Annotated in this window: 18 protein-coding genes and 3 tRNA genes; 10 read left to right on the top strand and 11 right to left on the bottom strand. The window is 53.4% G+C overall.

The genetic code is table 11. The annotated features are described in order from the left end of the window. Window positions 1–133 precede the first annotated feature (133 nt). The 3 genes from RAC90_RS12925 to RAC90_RS12935 all read left to right on the top strand — a co-directional run bounded on the left by RAC90_RS12925 (window position 134) and on the right by RAC90_RS12935 (window position 452). Window positions 134–220 (top strand) — tRNA-Leu (locus RAC90_RS12925). 30 nt (window positions 221–250) lie between these two features. Continuing rightward, window positions 251–337, top strand: a tRNA-Leu gene (locus tag RAC90_RS12930). A gap of 28 nt (window positions 338–365) precedes the next feature. Beyond that, a tRNA-Leu gene (locus RAC90_RS12935) sits at window positions 366–452 on the top strand. A 45-nt stretch (window positions 453–497) separates the two neighbouring features. On the opposite strand, the gene RAC90_RS12940 is transcribed toward RAC90_RS12935, so the two are convergent. Then, the gene (locus RAC90_RS12940; RefSeq protein WP_006121831.1) at window positions 498–731 is read right to left on the bottom strand and encodes a DUF1435 family protein; all 234 of its coding nucleotides are present in this window, start codon (window positions 729–731) and stop codon (window positions 498–500) included. A 256-nt stretch (window positions 732–987) separates the two neighbouring features. On the opposite strand from RAC90_RS12940, the gene RAC90_RS12945 reads away from it, so the two are divergent. Continuing rightward, window positions 988–2,082, top strand: a complete 1,095-nt coding sequence (locus RAC90_RS12945; protein ID WP_006121830.1) for a diguanylate cyclase — start codon at window positions 988–990, stop codon at window positions 2,080–2,082. 192 nt (window positions 2,083–2,274) lie between these two features. Beyond that, complete coding sequence (locus tag RAC90_RS12950) at window positions 2,275–2,739, top strand: YbaK/EbsC family protein (RefSeq protein WP_033740183.1); 465 nt, start codon at window positions 2,275–2,277, stop codon at window positions 2,737–2,739. Here the strand turns inward: RAC90_RS12950 and RAC90_RS12955 are convergent. The 4 genes from RAC90_RS12955 to RAC90_RS12970 all read right to left on the bottom strand — a co-directional run bounded on the left by RAC90_RS12955 (window position 2,736) and on the right by RAC90_RS12970 (window position 7,618). Continuing rightward, complete coding sequence (locus RAC90_RS12955; protein WP_039338800.1) at window positions 2,736–3,956, bottom strand: MFS transporter; 1,221 nt, start codon at window positions 3,954–3,956, stop codon at window positions 2,736–2,738. The genes RAC90_RS12950 and RAC90_RS12955 overlap by 4 nt on opposite strands. Window positions 3,957–4,156: 200 nt before the next feature. Further along, window positions 4,157–5,143 carry a nucleoside hydrolase gene (locus tag RAC90_RS12960; protein ID WP_033740179.1) on the bottom strand — a complete coding sequence of 329 codons (987 nt, stop codon included), beginning with the start codon at window positions 5,141–5,143 and terminating at the stop codon, window positions 4,157–4,159. Window positions 5,144–5,152: 9 nt separating this feature from the next. Further along, window positions 5,153–6,178, bottom strand: coding sequence for a LacI family DNA-binding transcriptional regulator (locus RAC90_RS12965; RefSeq protein WP_375124412.1), 1,026 nt, complete (start codon window positions 6,176–6,178; stop codon window positions 5,153–5,155). Window positions 6,179–6,223: 45 nt separating this feature from the next. Then, window positions 6,224–7,618, bottom strand: coding sequence for an MFS transporter (locus tag RAC90_RS12970; protein WP_367143332.1), 1,395 nt, complete (start codon window positions 7,616–7,618; stop codon window positions 6,224–6,226). Window positions 7,619–8,203: 585 nt separating this feature from the next. Here RAC90_RS12970 and RAC90_RS12975 point away from each other — a divergent pair. After that, on the top strand, window positions 8,204–8,758 hold the full coding sequence (locus RAC90_RS12975) for a histidine phosphatase family protein (RefSeq protein WP_033740177.1): 555 nt from the start codon (window positions 8,204–8,206) through the stop codon (window positions 8,756–8,758). Here RAC90_RS12975 and RAC90_RS12980 read toward each other — a convergent pair. Then, entirely contained in the window at window positions 8,755–9,705 is a 951-nt protein-coding gene (locus RAC90_RS12980; RefSeq protein ID WP_367143334.1) for a WD40 repeat domain-containing protein, read from the bottom strand. The two genes, RAC90_RS12975 and RAC90_RS12980, sit on opposite strands and share 4 nt — an antisense overlap. A 502-nt stretch (window positions 9,706–10,207) precedes the next feature. On the opposite strand from RAC90_RS12980, the gene RAC90_RS12985 reads away from it, so the two are divergent. The 3 genes from RAC90_RS12985 (at window position 10,208) to RAC90_RS12995 (ending at window position 14,707) form a co-directional block, all read left to right on the top strand. After that, a complete protein-coding gene (locus RAC90_RS12985) occupies window positions 10,208–11,221 on the top strand; it encodes a glycosyltransferase family 32 protein (protein ID WP_039338803.1) in 1,014 nt (337 codons plus the stop codon). 180 nt (window positions 11,222–11,401) lie between these two features. Beyond that, window positions 11,402–13,693 carry a phosphatidylglycerol--membrane-oligosaccharide glycerophosphotransferase gene (opgB, locus tag RAC90_RS12990; protein ID WP_375124413.1) on the top strand — a complete coding sequence of 764 codons (2,292 nt, stop codon included), beginning with the start codon at window positions 11,402–11,404 and terminating at the stop codon, window positions 13,691–13,693. 234 nt (window positions 13,694–13,927) lie between these two features. After that, complete coding sequence (locus tag RAC90_RS12995; RefSeq protein WP_375124414.1) at window positions 13,928–14,707, top strand: hypothetical protein; 780 nt, start codon at window positions 13,928–13,930, stop codon at window positions 14,705–14,707. A 21-nt stretch (window positions 14,708–14,728) separates the two neighbouring features. Here RAC90_RS12995 and RAC90_RS13000 read toward each other — a convergent pair whose 3' ends face one another. The 3 genes from RAC90_RS13000 to RAC90_RS13010 all read right to left on the bottom strand — a co-directional run bounded on the left by RAC90_RS13000 (window position 14,729) and on the right by RAC90_RS13010 (window position 17,411). Then, window positions 14,729–15,436 carry a GNAT family N-acetyltransferase gene (locus RAC90_RS13000; protein WP_172913100.1) on the bottom strand — a complete coding sequence of 236 codons (708 nt, stop codon included), beginning with the start codon at window positions 15,434–15,436 and terminating at the stop codon, window positions 14,729–14,731. A gap of 152 nt (window positions 15,437–15,588) precedes the next feature. Beyond that, a complete protein-coding gene (locus RAC90_RS13005; RefSeq protein ID WP_172913099.1) occupies window positions 15,589–16,113 on the bottom strand; it encodes an RcnB family protein in 525 nt (174 codons plus the stop codon). 131 nt (window positions 16,114–16,244) lie between these two features. Further along, complete coding sequence (locus RAC90_RS13010; RefSeq protein ID WP_375124432.1) at window positions 16,245–17,411, bottom strand: serine hydrolase domain-containing protein; 1,167 nt, start codon at window positions 17,409–17,411, stop codon at window positions 16,245–16,247. A gap of 382 nt (window positions 17,412–17,793) precedes the next feature. On the opposite strand from RAC90_RS13010, the gene RAC90_RS13015 reads away from it, so the two are divergent. Beyond that, complete coding sequence (locus tag RAC90_RS13015) at window positions 17,794–18,462, top strand: YecA family protein (protein WP_039338808.1); 669 nt, start codon at window positions 17,794–17,796, stop codon at window positions 18,460–18,462. 50 nt (window positions 18,463–18,512) lie between these two features. Here RAC90_RS13015 and RAC90_RS13020 read toward each other — a convergent pair whose 3' ends face one another. Both RAC90_RS13020 and RAC90_RS13025 read right to left on the bottom strand, forming a co-directional pair. Continuing rightward, entirely contained in the window at window positions 18,513–19,253 is a 741-nt protein-coding gene (locus tag RAC90_RS13020; protein ID WP_033740167.1) for a FadR/GntR family transcriptional regulator, read from the bottom strand. Window positions 19,254–19,355: 102 nt separating this feature from the next. Then, window positions 19,356–20,753, bottom strand: a complete 1,398-nt coding sequence (locus RAC90_RS13025) for an MFS transporter (RefSeq protein ID WP_033740166.1) — start codon at window positions 20,751–20,753, stop codon at window positions 19,356–19,358. Window positions 20,754–20,791: the final 38 nt, after the last annotated feature.

Genomic DNA, 20,791 nt, shown 5'->3' on the forward strand with positions numbered 1-20,791 from the left:
TTGCGTGTTGCCAGGCTGAAAACGTTGCTTTTTGCAGCGATCGTTTCCGTCTGGCGAAATATGTGTTGACGCATTGAGTAAAATCTCTAAAATGCGCCTCCGTGGTTGTAATACGGTAACGTATTACGGGTATGCGAAGGTGGCGGAATTGGTAGACGCGCTAGCTTCAGGTGTTAGTGTCTTAACGGACGTGAGGGTTCAAGTCCCTCTCTTCGCACCAAAATCACAGATTTCATATCGCGAGCACTGCGCGAAGGTGGCGGAATTGGTAGACGCGCTAGCTTCAGGTGTTAGTGTCTTAACGGACGTGAGGGTTCAAGTCCCTCTCTTCGCACCAATGCGGTGATATGAAAAGACAACAGGATGCGAAGGTGGCGGAATTGGTAGACGCGCTAGCTTCAGGTGTTAGTGTCTTAACGGACGTGAGGGTTCAAGTCCCTCTCTTCGCACCAACGTTGTCCTCCCTCTCTTTTTCTTCTGCTCCCTTTTTACTGTTACTATCCGGTTAATCTCACGCTAATCGCGGCCAGCACGCTCGCCAGCGCCAGACAGGAAGGCAGTAACACATAATGCCGCATCCGCTGATTAAACAGCATCAGCACTGTCAGCAGTAACGCCACCAACATCATCATACGCCACTGCCCGAAGCTGGGTTGCCACAGCGTCATGGCTGGTATTACCGCACAGGCCAGTACGCCCGCCCATGCACTGTCCAGTTTTATCCCGCGCATCATTGTCTCCTCATCTGTCATCGCTGTCAGGACAGTACCTGATTACATGGATGATAACCATTCCCATTATCATATGATAACTATTCTCAATGCGCAGCTTGTTTTTGTGGCCCGGCGGGAAGATGACAGAGAAACAAGAAAATGCTAAATTGCGGCTGATTACACAATTTATAACAGCAATATTAAATCTGTCGATCGGCTGAAATCATTTGCCGGCTTTTGCTTTGTTATTTCAGGGCCGTCACGAGTATCAATAATGAAAATAGAATCTTATGATGAATTGAAACACAGCAAATACCGCCTTTCTTTCATGCTCTTTTTGTTTTTAAACGCTGCAGTTTCACTATTTTGTCTGCTCCCTTTAGCAGAAAACAATGAAACACAAGTTACTGTACCGGTGATTATGGTGGCTTTCTTCAGTATGACGATGCTGGCCACGTGTTTAATAAAGGCAAAACTAAAATTACCCCTGTTAAATCCTGTGGCGTTGATTTTAGGCGGGTTATGGGCGTGGCATATTCAGCACCGCTACCAGTTTGTTTCTTTGACGGATGGTGGATTTCTGATTGTCAGTCTGCTGTGCGTTTTTTTTATCAGTGCGATTGCCTTAAGCGATTATTTAGTGGCGTTTTGTTTGCACATCACGCCCGCAATGCTCACCGTGCTGATGCTGGATCACGGACAGCATTTACCCTTGATTTTATTGACCATTGCCCTGCCGCTGATCGGGTTTTCTTTACAACATTTAATGCGCCGACGTTCGGAAGATTTTACACTGCGCTTAATGTATCAATTATATGAAGAGAAAGAATCGTTTAGCGATCTCAGTATGCTCGATCCGTTAACCGGTTTATATAACCGCCGCGGACTGAAGAACCGCCTTGATAACATTCTGGATAATCATGCGGGCAGCCATTATGTGTTATTGCTTGATATCGACCATTTTAAGGCCTACAACGATAATTACGGCCACGCGATGGGCGATCAGGCGCTGGCCCGCGTTTCCGTCGCTATTCGTGACGCCGTTCGGTCACGTGATGTGGTAACCCGTTATGGCGGCGAAGAATTTCTTGTGCTGATGACCAATGTGAATGCCTCGATTGCCATGAAACTGGCTGAACGTATTCGGCAATATGTCGTCAACCTGGAAATACCGCATATGTTTAATGAGCGCGTTTCTACGCATGTGACTATCAGCGCAGGCATTGCCCCTATTTACGATGATGAATTTGATCAGGCGGTTGCGAACGCCGACCGTGCGCTTTACGTGGCAAAAAATCAGGGGCGCAATACCATCCTCGCCTGGGAAGATCTCCCCGTACTTCACAACACCGTCAGCGAGATCGGCTAACCGCCGTGCCGGGTCGCAGGACCACCAGCCGTCGGCACGTACATCACCGGGGGCTGTCTGTCCCCGGCCTGACGGCCATAGCTCTCTGTTAACGTACCGTTATGCATTCTGTTACCTATTCTTTCGCTCTGCCGTTTACACCACCGCGGGCTTATGGCAATTTCTACGCCTTCGATTAGTCGGGAGTAAAAAATGAGCCTGGAGTCTGTACGCCAGTTTTTTGCCGAGCGTGCGCCGGAAATAGACATCATTGAGATGCCATACAGTACGGCAACGGTAGAAATGGCGGCACGTGTTCACGGTGTTGAACCGGGACAAATTGCGAAAACGCTGTCACTCAAAGTGAAAAATGAGGTGATCCTGGTGGTCACACGCGGTGATGCACGGTTAGATAATCGTAAGCTGAAAGCGGTGATGGGTGCGAAAGCGCGCATGCTGAGTGTGGACGAAGTGATTAACTGGACCGGGCATCCTGTGGGCGGCGTCTGCCCTTTTGGCCTGGAAAACCCGGTGACCGTGTATTGCGATATCTCGTTAAAAAGCTTTGATGAAGTGTTGCCTGCCGCAGGATCGATTCACAGCGCTGTCCGCATTTCGCCGCAGCAAATGGCTGAACTCACTGCGGCAAAATGGGTAGATGTCTGTGAAACGCGCTAGTGCGTCTGCTTTGCCACCGTTCCCGAAATTGTCATGCCGCGCGTTTCCCGGCCAAAGGCGACAAACAGGCAAATCAATATTGCCACCGTCCCGGCTACAATGGCCATACCGAGACCGTAATTGCCGCCATGCGCTTCAGCAATGCGCGACTGCAGCGTCGCGTTGACGGACGCAATGAGATTCCCCAACTGATAAACAAAGCCGGGCAACACTGCTCTTGCGTTTCCCGGAACCAGTTCGTTCAGATAAGTCGGGATCACGCCCCAGGCGCCCTGCACCATAAACTGCATCAGGAAGGCACCGAGACCAATCGTCCAGGAACCGCTGGAAAAGGCCCACAACGGCAACACAGGCAGCGTCAGCAGCGCCGCGATAATAATGGCTCGCTTGCGCCCAATGCGTTCTGACAGCGTACCGAAGAAAATGCCCCCCAGCATCGCAGCAATATTGTAGGCGATAGCAATAATACTGACCGTGTGCGCATCAAACTGATGCTGCACTTTGAGGAAAGTCGGATACAGATCCTGCGTGCCGTGGCTGAAAAAGTTAAAACAGGCCATCAGCAGCACCATGTAAATACATATTTTCCAGTGCTGGCGCAGGACGGGCATCAGGGCACTGCTTTCTTTACGTTCACGCGCGGCCAGCCAGACCGGGGATTCCGGGACTTTAAAGTAGATGAACGGCAACAACAGAATCGGGACAGCGCCGATAAGAAACATGCCGCGCCAGCCTACCATGTCGAAAACCAGACCGAATACAATGGACGCCAGCAAATAGCCACAGGGATAACCCGCCTGGAACAGTCCCGACATCAGACCGCGTGAACGATCGGGTATCGTCTCCATCGCCAGCGAGGATGCCACGCCCCAGATTCCGCCCATGGCAATACCGTAGAAAACACGAAAGGCCAGAAATGCGGTGAAGGTGGGTGACCAGGCGGACAACAGCTCAAACGCCGAGAAAAAGACGATATTCAGCATCAGGATGGGCTTGCGGCCATATTTTTCCGCCATCCGGCCAAACAGTAAGGCACCCAGCGGGCGCACCGCCAGCGTCAGCATGATAGCGACCGACACGTCGGTGACGGAATTATGGAAGTACTGAGCAAGATTACTCAGGACAAACACCAGAATAAAAAAGTCGAAAGCGTCCAGCGTCCAACTGGCAAAACAGGCGAAAGCCACATTGCGCTGGGTCGATGTCCAGTCAAGCATACAAGTCTCCTCTCTGAGACACTCTGGCGCTCCGCCCAAAAATTTTCTGGTGGCTAACGAAGAGTGATGTGATTGTTAATCAAATGTATACATCATGTTTAGGAGGAGAGCGTATTGCGTAATTGTGAGGCAGTGGATCAGGCTGTAAGAAAGCGTGTCTGACTTTCTGCCAGCAGGTCAGGCGACGAATCGCCTGTACGTTATTCAGGAAGATGTTGAAATGCCGACTCAATGATGGACAGCAAAAGAGCGTTATCCACACTGTGCAGCACATGTACCAGCGCACCGCTGTCCGGTGGGATACCGACATCCAGCCGCAGGGGTTGACGATAACGCCAGCTTTTCCCGCGTGTGGCTCCCGGACGGAGCTCAATATCGACCCGGTAATCCGTGCCCCAGGCGACACGCTGATTAAGCAACCAGGCGACAACCAGCGCGTCATGAATCCAGCAACCTGGCAGATGCCGGGTCTGCATTGAATAATCTATCCAGGGCTGCAACGTCTCCCGCACGAAACGGGTCAGCGGATGAGCATGCCGGGTAAGACGTTTGAGATCGGCCTGGGTCAGCATGGTTTGTGTTGTCACATCCATCGGCACCAGGGTAATGGCGGCACCGCTGTGCAACACCTGATGAGCCGCCTCGGGATCCACACCGAAATTCGTGTCTTTGATGTAGTCTTCCAGCGCAAAGACACCCCCCATAATCACAATCTCGGCTACCGATTCGGCCATTGCGGGAAAACGCTGCATGGCCAGCGCCACATTGGTCAACGGGCCAATCGCAATCAGGGTGATCTCGCCGGGATTATCACAGATGAGCTGCCCCATCGCCTCAGCAGCATCGTTTCCGTCAGCCGGTAATGCCGCAGGCTGAGGAACGCCCTGCCATAACGCCATCAGGTCGAGTTGTTCGACCCGCTTATCCAGCAGCGCGCGCCAGGGCGCAGGGTCTTCGCACAACGCCCGCGTAGCCCCCTGTACGACAGGAACCGCACAGCCCAGCCGCGCCATTAAGTCTTTAGCGACTCGTGCACCGACATCACTCGGGGTATTCCCGGCGACCGTCGTAATTAACTCCAGCGAGAGCCCTGGTGAGGCTAACGCCAGGGAAAGGGCCAGGCCATCATCAGTATTGGCCCCGGCAATCCCGTTCCCCGGATCACAATCAATAATCAGTCTTTTCATTAGGTCGCTTTATTTGTTTTGTTCTGATGGCCGACAGCCACAAGATTCACCAATCTCAAGTTGGTGTGGGAATGCTTCAATCCGTGCCTCGCCATTCCACGCTTTCAGCATATGAATCGCACAGCGAGCCATCTCTTTAACCGGCTGGCGCACGGTGGTTAATGCCGGAACATGGTAGGCGGATTGATCGGTTCCGTTAAAACAGACCAGGGCCACATCGTCCGGCACATGAAGGCCATGCTGGCTGAAGGCGCGAATACAGCCAATCGCCTGACCTTCGTTGCTGGCAAACAGGGCGCGCGGCACCCGTTTACTGGCAATCATACGTAAAGCAGCCTGATAGCCGCCCTCACGTGTATAGGTTGCGGGGAAAATGTTGGCATCATCGGCTGGCAAACCATACGCCCGCAGCGCATCGCGCCAGCCCTGAATACGATCCTGCGCATTCAGCATGTCCCGGGGACCGCTGATCATCCCGACCTGCTGATAGCCATGGCTGAGTAAATGCGACGTCACCTGAAACGCCGCGTCACGCTCATCTACCCGCAGCATGCTGACACCGGGTTGTGGGTCGACCCGATCCAGCATGACCAGCGGTGTCCCGCTGGCTTTGATGATATCGATGAAAGGATGGCGATCGACACTGGTGTAAAACAGACCGTCGACCTGACGGTTCAGCAGCCCCTGAATCAGCTCCAGTTCACGCTTGCGATCGTCGCCGGCATCACCCAGCAGCATCACATGGCCGTGGTTGAGCGACTCCTGAAGCAGCATATGCGCCATGGAGGCGACGAAGGGGTTACTGATATTGGGCACCACCAGACCAAACGTTTTGGTATTCCCTGACGCCAGGGCACGCGCGGCGGCATTCGGGCGATAGCCGGTCTGCTCTATTGCCGCCAGTACCCGTTGCCGGGTCGCGTCCGCGACCGGACGCGGGCCATTATTGATGACATAACTCACCACAGCGACGGAGGTCCCGGCAGCTTTAGCAACGTCACTCCGCGTCACGGCGGTTTTCACCTGTTTCGCCACTTCCCCTTCCTCACTTAACGTGCACTGCCTTTAGCATAGCCTGTTTCAGATAGCGTCCTCTGGCAGGTTAAGGTCGCGCCCACGTGTTTCCGGTGCCACAAACGTAGTCAGGAAACCAATCGTAGCCATCACGGAAAAATAGACGGCGATAGACCACCAGTGTCCGGTATAAGAGAGCATGGCCGCCGCTACTAACGGGGCGGTGCCGCCTGAAATAATAGAACCCAGCTCTTTCGCGACCGCCATCTTGGTATAACGGTGATTCACGCCAAACATCTCCACGCCCCAGGCCGCCTGTACGCCAAAGATGCCCAGAGAAGCCAGCGCCATGCCGACCACAATCACCGGAATCACGATGGCCGGTTCACGCGTATCCAGCAGGGTAAAAGCAGGCCAGGCATAGATCATCAGCAGCAGGCAGAACATGCGATAGACCACACGGCGACCAAAACGGTCAGACAGCCAGCCTGCAAACGGAATAATCAGGAACCCCAGCAATGAGGCGATAAACACCGCCGTGGTGGGCACGGATTTATCTACCATCAGCACCTTGGCGACATAGCCCACAATAAAGCCCTGGGCCAGATAAGAGGGGCCGTTTTCACCGATGCGCAGCCCGATCATTGTCCAGAAGGCACGTGTGCGCTGAAAGAACGGGCGTGTATCCGCTTCAGAACGATGCGCGGCAATCGCCTGGGCGCGCGTTTCGGCAAGCTCTGCTTTTTTACGCTCGAATACCGGTGTTTCACGCAGATTACGACGGATCCACAAGGCCACCAGAGCGATCAACGCACTGCTCAGGAACGGAATGCGCCATCCCCACTCCAGCAGACTCTGCTTGTCCATTTGTACCACCAGCAGCCAGACCAGCGAGGCCAGCAACGTGCCGCTGTTAGAGCCGAGTGCAATGACCGATGACACCAGGCCACGGCGCCTGACCGGTGCATATTCACCCAGCATAACGGTTCCGCCTGAGAGTTCGGCGCCCGCCCCAAAGCCCTGACTGAAGCGTAACAGCACCAGGCAGGCCGGCGCCCAGATGCCAATCGAAGCATAGCTGGGAATCAGCCCAATCAACGTGGTGGAGGCGCCCATCAGGATAATGGTGGTGACCATGACGACCTTGCGGCCTTTACGATCGCCCAGCCAGCCGAAAAACAGGGCACCGATCGGACGGGCAATAAACCCAACGGACCAGGTGGCAAAACTGGCAAGCAGTGCCATCGCGGGCGTTTGTTCGGGGAAAAAGACATCACCAAAAATGATGCCCGCAGCCAGGCCATAGAGCGCAAAATCTGCATACTCCATTGCCGTGCCTAACCAACAGGAAACCGTAGCGCGCCAAAAATCTTTGCGGCCGGCTGAGGTGTTAAACCGCTCATCTGCGGCGGAGGTAGAAGGCAGTGATGCCTGTGTCGTAACGGAGTGCTGTGCCGTCATAAACGCTGTCCCTTGAAAATATGCAGATAGATAAATGCCATTCCGAGAGACAATTCCCTGACTGTAAGCAGAAGAATCACTCTGGTGGCGACATTCAGTTGGCTAACCATGATGAAAGGAAAGTTAAAAGATTCCCTGGTGTTGGAATCCGCAGTATCGCGAGCTTCGCCGCTGTATTTTTCAGCGGTCGTATAAGTCTGGCGAATGTAACTTGTTCCTCGATCGGCCTACCGTGCATCGGGCACCGAGAGCAATCACTGGAAGCTAGTTTATCTACGCGCGTAGATAAATCAATAGCACTTGAGAAAATTTGTTAGATTTTCTTTAGTATCAAGCTGCATCAGATGCTATTTTTAACGCAAAATCAGAGGGTTAATTGTAACCTGACGCGCAAAAAAACAGCATAACGCTAGACCCGGTTCACTTTTCTTTTATCATTAAGCCAAACTGGCCGTCAGAACCTTTCATCAGATGCTGTTGTCGCATACTGGTGTGACTGCAAAATGACAACGCACCACGTTTGTATCGCGTACAGTCGCGCAGAGCCCTGTCCGCACCTGACCTGGAGGACGCTGTTTACACGTTATGACCATTATCCTGATGCGACACGGCAAACCCGCCCACCCTTTTGCCCGCCGTTTGAGTGCGCAGGGCATGGCGGACTGGTGCGAAGCCTATGATCTTTCGCTGGTCAGCGATGGGCCGCCTGAGCGCAGCATCAATATCGCGCGCAACGCCGCGGTTGTCGTCTGCAGTCCGTTACCCCGCGCCCACTCATCGCTGGCGCACCTGGGGCTGCGCCCCCATCATGTCGATGCGCTGTTCAGTGAAGTCGGCATTCCGCTGCTGCGGGCCGATCGCCTTCAGTTACCCACCTTTGTCTGGCAGGCCATTCTGCGTGCGATGTGGTTGTGTGGTTACGCGGGCGAGACCGAATCACTGCAACATGCGCGCGCACGGGCGTCGCGCGCCGCAGAAAGGCTGATCGCCTTATCGGAGAAAGGCACGGTTTTATTGCTGGGTCACGGCATTATGAACAAAATGATTGCCCGCGAACTGCGTAAGCGTGGCTGGCAGGCCGAAAAGCATGCCAGCAGCCGTCACTGGAGTTCCGCGATTTATCATCGCCCGTTTATTTAATCGATTTGGAAGTAGCTCAGCGTTTCATAACCCGCGCCCACTTCTGCGGTCACCACCACGGTCTGGCGCATCAAATCAATCACGCTTAACGTCTTATTGTCATCATGCGTGATCAGCAGCTTTTTTTTGTCCGGGCTGAAACAGCCATCGAGCGGTTGTCCAGCCAGCGTGATTCGCCCCAGCGGATTAAGCAACTCGTCAAACAGTGTCACAGTCGGCTCCTGATCACCCATTGCCATAAGGTAGTCCCCGTCCGGACTAAAGCGCACTTTCTGGCAGGGATGCTGATGATCGGGCAAAGCCAGCCTCTGGCGGATACGATGACTCTGGCGATCCACCACATACAGCAAGGGCGCATCGGCGGCGCTGGCGATCAGGTAGGGATGTTTGGGTGAAGCTGTCAGACCCGAAACGGGGCCCGGCATAAGCACCGTATCAATGACGCGCCCTTCCGCCTCACAGAGATCCACCACGGTGATAGTGGCGTCCTGCTCGTTGTCGGTAAATAATTTGCGGCCGCTCGGAGAGAGCGTCAGGCGATGGGTATTATCCAGCGGAATGGGAATGGTCTTTTCAACACGATGCGTCTGCGGGTCGATCACCACGACGGCCGTTGGATTCTCGCAACACAAATAGACTTTGCCATCCCGCCCTAACTGACCGCTGTGGGGCGCTTTAGACGGCGACAGATCAATGTAGTCGGTAATTTCCCGCCGTCGAAGATCAATTACGGCGACTTTGTGCCCGGGATGCGGGAGTTCACTTCGCATCGCATCGCCGTACAAGGGCAAAAAAGCTTTTCCCCAGGGCGCAAGCATCAGCAGTTCATGCAGCCGCGTCGGAATCACGTCCACGGCCTGGCTGACGGCAAACGTGTCGGGATCGAGAAACAGCGCACGGCGGGTTTGTCTGTCGACCGCCAGTAATCCTCGAGAGTCAAACGACATGGCATCTCCTTTATCATCGGTAAGCTTAAAGCGTAGACAAGGGTTATCGGGCTGCGTACACCTGAGAATTGATAAAATATGCTAAATAATTTTTTTATCCCGATTTAGCCTGTATCCCTTTGACAGCTTCACAGTGTATCGGTTTTTTTTGAAGTTAAATGTTCAGCATGACGACAGACTCAGTTTGTCATAAACAAATAAACCATTAGCGTGAATAAATATTTATTTTTGTTTCCGGCTGAGCGTTATTTCCGTTTTATCCTAAAGTGTTTATCAGGCATAGCGAATGACTACATTGTGTTCTATTAAATAACCTGGCGTGGTTGATTTCGCCTGTTCAAAACGTCGTTGCCACGTGCCATCGTCACATCACCCGGCAAGACGAATAAGCATTGCAGTACAGCGATGTCTGCTTTTATAGCGGTTCAGATACAGGCTGGCAGTTAAGCACGTTATTTTGACGACCGGCATAAAACACAATAACCAAAATAACAGGTGAAATATGACTTCGCATCGCCGTTCTTTGCTTCCGCTCTGGCGCCATTGGGAAAAACTCGCCTTCACCAGCCGTATGCTGCTGACGATGAAACAGCACCGTGCCCTCAGTGCGCCAGAATATGATCCTGGCCTTGAACACGATGTGGAACTGACCGCGGTGCCTAAGTCACTGCCTGCCATTGCCAGAACGGTCTGGCTCTATTGGCCTGGCGAACGGTTACCTGCCTCTGTCGCCTTAACAATTCGCAAACTTCGTCGCGATAATCCGGATCATGATGTTCATCTGGTGACTCCGCAAACGCTGAGTCATTGGCTGCCTGAGTTGCAGTTCATCTCTTCAGATCTGACGCAGGCGCTGAAAAACGACATCATCCGGCTGGAACTGCTGCTCCGTTATGGCGGCATCAGCATTGATTGTCATACCTTACTGTTTGAAGATCTGACGTGGATACATCAGGCCCACAGCCTCAGCCCCAGGGATTTGATCGGCTATTACCGCCAGGAATCCACCTGTCATTCACTCAGGCCGGTGATTGATACCAGCGTTCTCGCCGCGCCCGTCCAAAACCCGTTTATCCGGGAATGGCTCAAACAACTGGCACCGGTAAAATATGTCGGTATGCATAACTACCTGCTGGAGTTAAAGAAACGCAGTGACTTCCCTGCGCTGAGACAAAACCTCAGCCATCCTGACAGTGAGCTGCCGTCGCTGGCCCACCAGTTGGCGATGGACGAACATCGTCGGGTCAATTTCCTTTTGCGTAAAGCCGAAGCGAGCGCCGGGTATTATCACAGGGTTGATGCCGGTAACAGCACGGCGTTTGTCCGCTCTGTTTTATTCCAGCAACGTCCTCTGACGCCTCCTCCGGTGATCAAACTGAGTGCCCGCGAACGCACACATCTTGATTTCAACCTTAAGCTGCGCTTTTACAATCGCTCCAGCCTGATAGGTGAAGTCATGCATCAAACTCTGTCGTCGCCCGCCAGACTGCTGGCCCCCCAGGAGCAGCGCGCGTAATCCGTCACGGGTTCTTCAGCATTCGCGATGGCGTGTTTTTATCTGTTGGCAATGTGAATCTGCCGCCAAAATGGCGGCAGACAGGTTGCAGCCCGATGACAGCCAAGCTAGATTGAGCCGCAATTTAATGAAAATGTCCCCCTCAGAAGAGACAGGTTCACATAATAAGAGGATGTGACGTTGCCCGAATTCGTGTCAGTGCTCCTTTTTCTGACCGCGATTGCTGTTTATTCCTGTAAAGCAGGCCGAAACAGAATCTGGTTTTGCCTCGTCCTGGTGTTGCTCATGCTGTTTGTCGTGCTGAATGCCACGCTGTTTGCCAGCAATTATTTTACGGGCGAGGGCATTACCGATGCCGTGGTGTATACACTGACAAACAGCCTGACCGGTGCGGGCCTGAGCAAATATGTTGTGCCCGGCCTTGGCCTGCTTATCGTGCTGTTTTTACTCTTTTGCGCCTTATCATGGCTGCTCCGACGCCGTAAGCGCCCTTTTCACCCTGGCTGGAGCCTGGTCGCATTTATCTGCGCCGCCGGTGCGGTGCAGACCACGCCGGCTTTTCATCAGGTCAGCACACTGATCACCTCTTACTCACTGCGGGACGACTCTGACTTCGACACCGTTTATAAGGTGCCGAAGAACCGCATTGAGCGGCCTGCGCTTAATGTCGTGTATATCTACGCTGAAAGCCTGGAGCGCACCTATTTCGACCAGATGGCCTTTCCGGGTCTGGCCCCCGAATTGAATCGCGAGAAAGAGCAAAGCCTGGACTTCAGTCAGACCGAACAACTGCCCGGCACGGATTACACCATTGCCGGTATGGTCGCATCGCAATGCGGCATTCCCCTTTTTGCCCCTTTCGACGGCAATGCCTCCGCTTCCCTTTCCAGCTTTTATCCACAAAATATCTGCCTGGGCGATATCCTGAAGAACTCGGGCTATGAGAACTGGTTTATTCAGGGGGCCGATTTACGCTTTGCAGGCAAAGATGTCTTTTTGCATTCCCACGGTTTCGATGCCGCACATATGTACGGTGCACAGGAGCTAAAAGATCAGGTGCGCGATCCCACGTACCGCAATAACTGGGGATATTATGACGACACGGTGCTGGATAAGGTTTACGACACTTATGCCTCGCTGTCACGCCAGCAAAAACGGTTTGCGCTGTTTGCGCTCACCGTCGACACGCACCATCCCGACGGTTTTATTTCTCGCGGTTGCCAGCGCAAAAGCTACAGCTATGCGGGTAAACCCAACCAGTCGTTCAGCGCGGTATCCTGCTCACAGGAACATATCGCCCGACTGATCGCCCGTATCAAAGCGTCCCCGTGGTTCGCTGACACGGTGATTGTGGTTGCCTCCGATCATCTGGCGATGAACAATACCGCGCACCCTTTTCTGATAACGCATCCCCGCCACGATTTGTTTATGGTGATTCGCGGCGATCGGCCTGAGACCGACGTGATTGATATGAAACGCAGTACGCTGGATAACGGCGCCACGTTGCTGGATATCCTGGGCGGGGATAATGCGATTGGCCTGGGCCGCAGCAGTCTGTCAGCGGTGTCGTTATCCAGTCAGTTTGAGGACATGAAAACCAAAGTCTTAAGCTGGAAGCCCGATATTATTCAGCTCTGGAATTTTCCCAGCAAAATCGACAGTTTTATTATCAATCAGGCCAAAAATACTTTCAGCTTTTCCGGAACCAGCTTTAAATTGCCGATTCTGTTGCGCGTAACAGATAAACATATAGAGCCGCTGCCGGAAGGGGAATATTCCGCGCCGTTGCGTTTCCAGCTGGCCGATTTCAAAGCAGATGAGAAGTTTATCTGGGTCGATCGCTGTTTCAAAATGGGCCGCATCTGGCAACCTTCTCTGGCACTGTCCGGTGACTGGTGCGTTGCGATGGGGCAACCTGCGGGTCAGCCCACCGTCACACGCGTTGATACGCCTCAGTGGAAAGGTCAATCCCGGTTCCCGGCAGACACCCTCAGCAATGCCCGCTACCAACTTGCTGTGGCACAGCTGCGCATCGAAGATAATGCGATTCGTTATGACGCTGAAAGCTTTCTGTTTGCGATCCCCGGCGCGCCAGCCAGTGTGAAGCAGTTTAGCGGCATTTCGCGCCAGGAAAGTTGGGGACGCTGGTCGAATGCCCGTCTTGCCCCCGACGTGACGATTGAGTTTGTCGATCCGTTGCCCGCGCACTTTGATCTGGTGATCACCGCTCGTGCCTACGGTCCGAACATCCACCGGCCAATACCGGTCAGGGTGGGCGATACTGAGCAGTTGCTGACGCTGGGGGAGATTCCCTCTACCCATACGCTACGTTTTGACAATCCTGAAGGAAGCCACCGGTTAACGCTCTCGCCGCCCGAGCCGCAACTCAGTAACCTCAACAATATCGCCGGACAAGATCCGCGCAAACTCGGTATTGGTCTGGTCGAGCTCAAGGTCGTTCCCCTTCCCTGAGTGGTCACGCCACTGATGTTGGCTGCCGGCATTGAAATGGCGATGTCGGCAGCAGCAAAACGCTCATCTTTTTGCGAAGCGCCACGCAAAAAAATGATTATTACCTGTTTAACCAATTGATATTTTTGGATTTAATCCGCAAGATATTGCCTCTGTACTGTGACTGTTTCGGCTTGCCTGTCATGATGCCATCACGGTGTGATGAAACGCGAAGAGGCATGAATGGCGACCGCAATGATGAATACACATAAAGCGTTTAAACGTCTGCAACGGGCAGGCATCAATGACCGTCAGGCCGAAGTGATGGTCGATATTTTTGCGCAGATACAGCAGGACAACGCACTCTCGCGCGCTGATGTCATGCAGGCTTTTACGCGTCATAACCAGCATATTCTCAGGCTGAGTAAGCAGTCTGAGAATATGGAGACCGATCTCAGCGTGTTGAGAACGGACTTCGGTAGCCTGAAGAGTGATGTCAGCGTGTTAAGAACCGACTTCGGTAGCCTGAAGAGTGATGTCAGCATACTGAGAACCGACTTCGGTAGCCTGAAGAGTGATGTCAGCATACTGAGAACGGACTTCGATAGCCTGAAGAGTGATGTCAGCGTACTGAGAACGGACGTCGACACCCTGAAGAGTGATGTCAGCATACTGAGAACGGACGTCGACACCCTGAAGAGTGATGTCAGCGTGCTGAGAACAGACGTTGACAGCCTGAAGAGTGATGTCAGCGTACTGAGAACGGACTTCGACAGCCTGAAGAGTGATGTCAGCGTACTGAGAACGGACGTCGACACCCTGAAGAGTGATGTCAGCGTGCTGAGAACAGACGTTAATAGCCTGAAAACCGATGTGAACAGGCTGACTATGGATGTCAGTACGCTGAGAACCGATGTGGATGAACTCAGGACGGATGTCGGCGGGTTAAAAAACGATATGTGCTGGGTTAAACGTCTGCTTATGGTCATGACCACCACTCTGCTTATGGCGGCCATGAAATACATGCTTGTCTGAACGACCAGGCAGGGGCAGATCTCAGCCCCGAAGCGTTTCCAACTTTTCTCGTTGCTGGCCTTCACGGGTGAAGTTGGTCTCTGCCAGCCAGCGTTCAAAACCCGCTTTCACCTGCGGCCATTCGCTGTCAATGATCGAAAACCAACTGGTATCGCGCGTGCGACCTTTATAGATGCGGGCCTGGCGAAAATCCCCTTCAAACTGGAACCCCAGACGTAACGCGGCCCGGCGAGAAGGCAGATTGCAGCTGTCGCATTTCCATTCATAACGTCGGTAGCCAAGCTGTTCAAAGGCGTAACGCATTAGCAGAAAATGTGCCTCTGTCGCCATTCTTGTCTGCCGAAGTAAGCGGGAGAAGGTGACGAATCCCACCTCCATCACACCATTCGCCGCGTCAATACGCATCAGCGATAGCGTCCCCACAGCCCTGTCGGTTTTTCGATCAACCACACTGAAATGCAGCGGATCCCGACTCGCCTCCAAGGTTCTGGCATGAGCTAACCATGCGGCCTCATCATCAAAAGGGCCATCTGAAAGGTAAGTCCAGTCACGACCATCTTCCGCCAGTGACCAGGCCTGCCAGAGTGCCGCCCCATGCGCAGCGACGCTAAAGGGTTCAAGCCGACAGACCTGTCCCTGAAAAATCTCGCGTTGTGGTAAAGGGCGTGACTGCCAGTCGGGCATTGATTGCCCTACCGGTTGACCATACTGATTGAGGTGCTGTGCCATCGTGCCTCCTGCGTTTCGGTTAATCAAAACACGTTGCCACGTTACGCAGAGGTTGAGAAGTCTTACTCTGATAAAACCAAAAAAAACGGCCCCGTGACGAGGCCGTTATTTCACATTCTCCGGTTGCGTCGTGCCGACGTCCGGCGACGGGGTTATCCGCGGAAGAAGATATCGCCTGATTTACCCATGACGATCTTACCGGTGTCATCGGTAATCAGGATGTAATTGGCATTGATATAAGCCCAGTGCGTACCGGGCTGAGGCGCAGGCAGGTTACGTTTCTGCCACTCCGTGATGGTATAGGTCTTGCTGCGGTATTTATCTGGCACGGTATCACCGATTTTATGCTCTTTGTAATCGATGATGATGGTGCTGAGATCGTAGTTCGGCTTACCGGGATTACCCTCCGCATGCGATGGCGTGGTTGGCGTAATACCGTCGTTAGAGTCAGAACTCGCAGGTGCCTGGGACTGAACGGGTGCCGTTTCGGGTTGAGCCGCATTACTGCCTGGCTGTACGTTCGACTCGCCAGACGGGCTGGCAGGCGCAGCAGGTTGAACCTGCGGCGGCGGCGGCACGTTGTCGGTGGTTTCGCCTGCGGCCTGAACAGTAGGGATAAGGCTCAGCGAGCCGAACAGTAAACCCGCTGAAATTAAAGCAATTTGAGTCCTGCGCATAATAATTTCCACATTGAATTGATTTTAATAACAGTAGACCACTCTGAAGACAATCTGAACAGGATTACCGTTCCATCACTCATAAAGGTAAGTGTAAGGAATCGCAACGTATTCCGGCTCCTGCTTACACCTTACCTGTCTTTTTCTGCCAGGTTAAGCAGCAATGTGATACCCAGGTAGTTACTCCAGTTAAACGCGTTTTGCAGCACCACAATCGCATTGCCAGCTTCTCTGTCAAAACCGATAAATGCCGAATAACCACCAATATAGCCTACCTGATAAGTGATGTTTCGCCCTTCCAGCCGGTCCGTTACCCAGGCGATGTTCTGCGTCTGGTTGCCCTGTTGGTATACGCGTTTATTCACCCCGGCGAACGCGCGGTTGATTTCAGGATACGGACCGGGCGTCAAATGTGCCCGCAGATAGACGCTGAGATCGCGGGCATTGCTGTACAGACTGCCTGCAGCCATCATATTACGTCTGAAGCGCCAGTCCGGCGTAATATCGCCGCGCGGAATAAACTTTGGCTGATCGCCAGCATGGCCCAGCGCCCGCATGGGGAAACCGCTGAGGCGCTCAGGCACAAAACTCGTTTGCGTCATTCCCAGTGGACGAAAGATTCGCTGACGGGCCAGGCTGTCAATATCACTGTGGCATCGGGTGCGTAAGATATAGCCCAACAGCGCATAACCCAGATTTGAATACTGAGGAACGCGGTGACGGGGTGCCCTAAAGTCGGCCAGATAGCTGAGCACCCGGTCATCGTCGAGATTGCCGTAAAAATTCTGCCCCGTGCGAAGATAAGTCATGAACTGCATAAACATCGCCAGGTCCATATCCTGGCGCGGCAATCCTGACGTGTGCGTCACCAGTTGTAACAGCGTGATACGACGGGCATCCGGGCTCAATGCCACTGTTGCGGGTAGCAGGGTAGTCAGCGTATCTTCCCAGCGCAGTTGCCCCTCATCGACTTGTTGCGTGATCACCTCTGCGGTTACGCCTTTACTCAAGGAGCCCAGCGCAAACAAGGTATCAGGCGTAATCGGATAACGATGGACATCGTCCGTCACGCCAGCGCTGTAGAACAACGTGGGCGCATTTTTGTGGATAATGGCAATGCTGATGCCGGAGACCTGTTTGCGCTGCATGTAATGGCGCACCAGGTCATCCAGATTATCGTGGAAGGCGCTGTGAGTCAGATAAAGCCTGTCGCCCGTGGGGGCGGACATTTGCGACAGTGTGCCGCAGGCGGTTAACCCTACCGTACCGATCGTCACTATGCCGAACCGTGTCAACATACCGCAGCATCCGGTCAGCAGGCCGGATAACGTCCGGATGAGCGTCTTTTTTCTGGTCACGTCCTCGCGCCCGTCTTATTGTCGTATCAGGGCGCTGACGAAAAGCTTCATCGCGATCCTGCAAGATGATACCGCTGTGCTTATATCGGCACAGTCAGCTAAATCTTTATCCGGTTGCCAGGCGGCGTTCCGCCTGTCGTTCCCTCTGGCATCAGGCCTTGCGGGGCCGGGAGAGTAACATAGCGACAGAGAGAATGCCTCTGTTGTGTCCCTTATTACGTTGTGCATCTGATGGCGCTGCCATCAGATGCATAAGCGTGTACACTGCGCGCTTTTACACGCAGTCAATTTTCTGCTGAATCAGAAACGCCCGGAGAGAACCATGAAAGAAGGTCCATTAAGCGAGAAAGAGCTGCAGTGGCTTGATGATATGCTGGAAAAATACGGTAGCGAAGCATCTATTCTTGATGTGTCCGAACTGGATGGCCTGCTCACCGCCGTACTGTCAGGCCCGACAACGGTTGAACCCAGCCGCTGGCTGGTTGCGCTCTGGGGCGGCGAAAAGCACATCCCTAAATGGAGCAATGAGCGCGAAATGACGCGCTTTATGGAGCTCTGCTTTCAGCATATGAATGATATCGCTGACCGCCTGTCCGAGTTTCCGGAGCAATTTGAGCCGTTGTTTGGCGTGCGTGAAATGGAAGGTCTGGAATTCACCGTGGTGGAAGAGTGGTGCTATGGCTATATGCGCGGCGTAGCGCTGACGGACTGGTCTGCGCTGCCTGCCGAACTGCACGAATCACTGGACGTCATCGCGCTGCATGGCAAGGAAGAAAACCTCGAAAAAGTCGATGCGTTAACGCCGGAAGAGATGGAAAGCAGCATGGATGCCATACGTCCTGCCGCTCTTGCGCTGCACGATTACTGGATTGCGCAGCCTGAGGCGATTCCTCAGGTTCAACAGCCTGTCACGGCAGCAAAGCAGCCCGGTCGCAACGATCCCTGCCCGTGTGGCAGCGGTAAAAAATACAAGCAGTGCTGTCTGCACTAAGCCACTCGGGGCCGGTAACCGGCCCCATTCACTGTTACAGGTACATGACATTAACGCGGCGCGGGAACGGGCTGCGCAGGTGACAGACCTTCGCCGTTCTTAATCCTGTCGATAGCCACCACGTTGTGCTTCATCGCGTCGTTCAGCACCTGCACTGCCGAAGACGCATCGCGGTTTTTAATCGCCATAAACACCTTAATATGCGCTTCCACGCTCTCAAGGGTGATACCCAGCGAGCGATTCAGCTCTTCCAGGTAATAGTAGTAAATGTCCTTAATTGACTTCATCACGTTGTAAAACACGCTGTTATGGGAAGCCCGGATAATCGCCAGATGAAATTCATAATCGGCCTCCGAGTATTTCTTGTAATCCCCTTTGTTGATGAGCATGTTATTCAGGGCCTGCTCAAGCAGGGTAATGTCGTCTTCCGTCGCGTGTTCAACTGCCAGCTCGACACATTTAAACTCGACGGTCTGACGAAACACCATCATGTCATTAAACGCTTCCCGACTCAGGTGCATCAGCGGTCTGGCACTGCTGTTCAGCATCTGCGGCGTGAAATCTTCGCACACATAGCTGCCGCTGCCCTGACGGGTGATGATAATGCCAAGATCACGCAACCGCTGCACCGCACTGCGCACACTCACCCGGCTGACATTGAAAGAGTGTGTCAGCTCCGCTTCAGAAGGCAAGCGAGCGCCCGCGGGCCAGCTACCGTCCAGTAGCCGGGCCTTGATTTGCTCGAACACTTCGTTAACAACGTTCTGTTTCTGAATGGATTTTATGCTCACAACACCTTCTCATATGATGTCCTACATGATGCCATTCTATCTCATCCTTTCAGACAAAGTCCTGTGTTGACACCGTAAAGCACGTCGTTCGAAAACAGGCCATTATTCGCCGCGACGCGGGCTGAGCGCGGACACCCTGTGCTGACTGATGGCAGACTGTGCCTCCACCGCATCGGCTTCTGCGGTCAGATCGCGATCGGCCACCTCAGGCATGATCAGTGACGCCAGCAGACCGATGCAGGAATAACAGATTAACATCACAGCAATCGGGTGCCAGGAGCCGGTAAGTTGACAAAATATCCCCGCCAGCAGAGGACCTAATCCGGTGGCAAACAACCCGCCAATTTCTTTTGAAATCGCCATTTGTGCGAAGCGGTTTTGCGAACCAAACATCTCTGCCATGGTGATCCCTTCAATAGCGGCCTGGCCCAGCACCGCGATGTTATGAATCACGATCAGGCACACCATAATGGTGCTGACAGCCTGGGACTTGTCGACGATCAGTGAAATCATCGGGTAGGCCAGGAGGATCGAGCCGACGGTCAGTATGCGATAGGGAATGCGCCGCCCGACCCTGTCTGAGAGCCAGCCGAGCAGGGGAATCGTCAGAAAACCAATCACGGAACTGACCATGATGGCATCGGTGGGAATCGCTTTATTAAATAACAGCGTTTGCACCATATAGCCTGCCAGGAAGGTCTGAATAATCCCCGAATTTCCGGCCTGGCCAAACCGCAGGCCGGTTGCTATCCAGAACGCTTTCCCCTGAATTAACTGAAAAATGGACTGACTTTCCTTCGACCGGAGCGTAACGGTTGCGGATGCTGCCACATTTTCAAACACCGGGCTTTCTTTCAAATTAAAGCGCAGCCAGAGCGCAAACCCCATCACAACAAAACTGGCCAGAAAAGGAATACGCCATGCCCAGGCGACGACCTCTTCGTTAGTGAAAAACAAGAACATGACGGCCCAGATAGCGGTGGCACTCAAGGTGCCGCAGTTAGTGCCCATGGCAACCAGGGAAGCGATAAGGCCTTTTTTCCCTTTGGGCGCATATTCCGCCAGCATCGTACTGGCCCCGGCGATTTCTGCCCCTGCCCCTAATCCCTGTATTACGCGCAACGCGACCAGCAATAAAGGCGCCAGAATACCGACCTGCTGATAGGTCGGTAACACACCAATTAATGTGGTGCATATGCCCATTAATGCGATGGTCATAAACAGCACTTTTTTTCGGCCCACGCGGTCGCCCATTTTGCCAAAAAAGACGGCGCCCACAATACGCGCGATATAACCTGCGCCGTAGGTGCCCATGGCCAGAATTAACGCCATTGCGCCTGATTGCCCGGGAAAAAAGACTTCATGAAAAACCAGAGCCGCACCGAGGGAATATAACTGGAAATCCATAAACTCCAGCGTGGTACCCAACCATCCTGAAACAGAGGCCCTGACAAGATCAGACGTATTACGTTCTTTTGTACGCGTATGTGAATGACTCATGTTTTACCCCGAGGCCAACCCGGCGTTGACAGGTGAAT

It is taken from the genome of Pantoea sp. CS_6 (genome assembly GCF_041954745.1).
GTDB lineage: Bacteria > Pseudomonadota > Gammaproteobacteria > Enterobacterales > Enterobacteriaceae > Pantoea > Pantoea stewartii.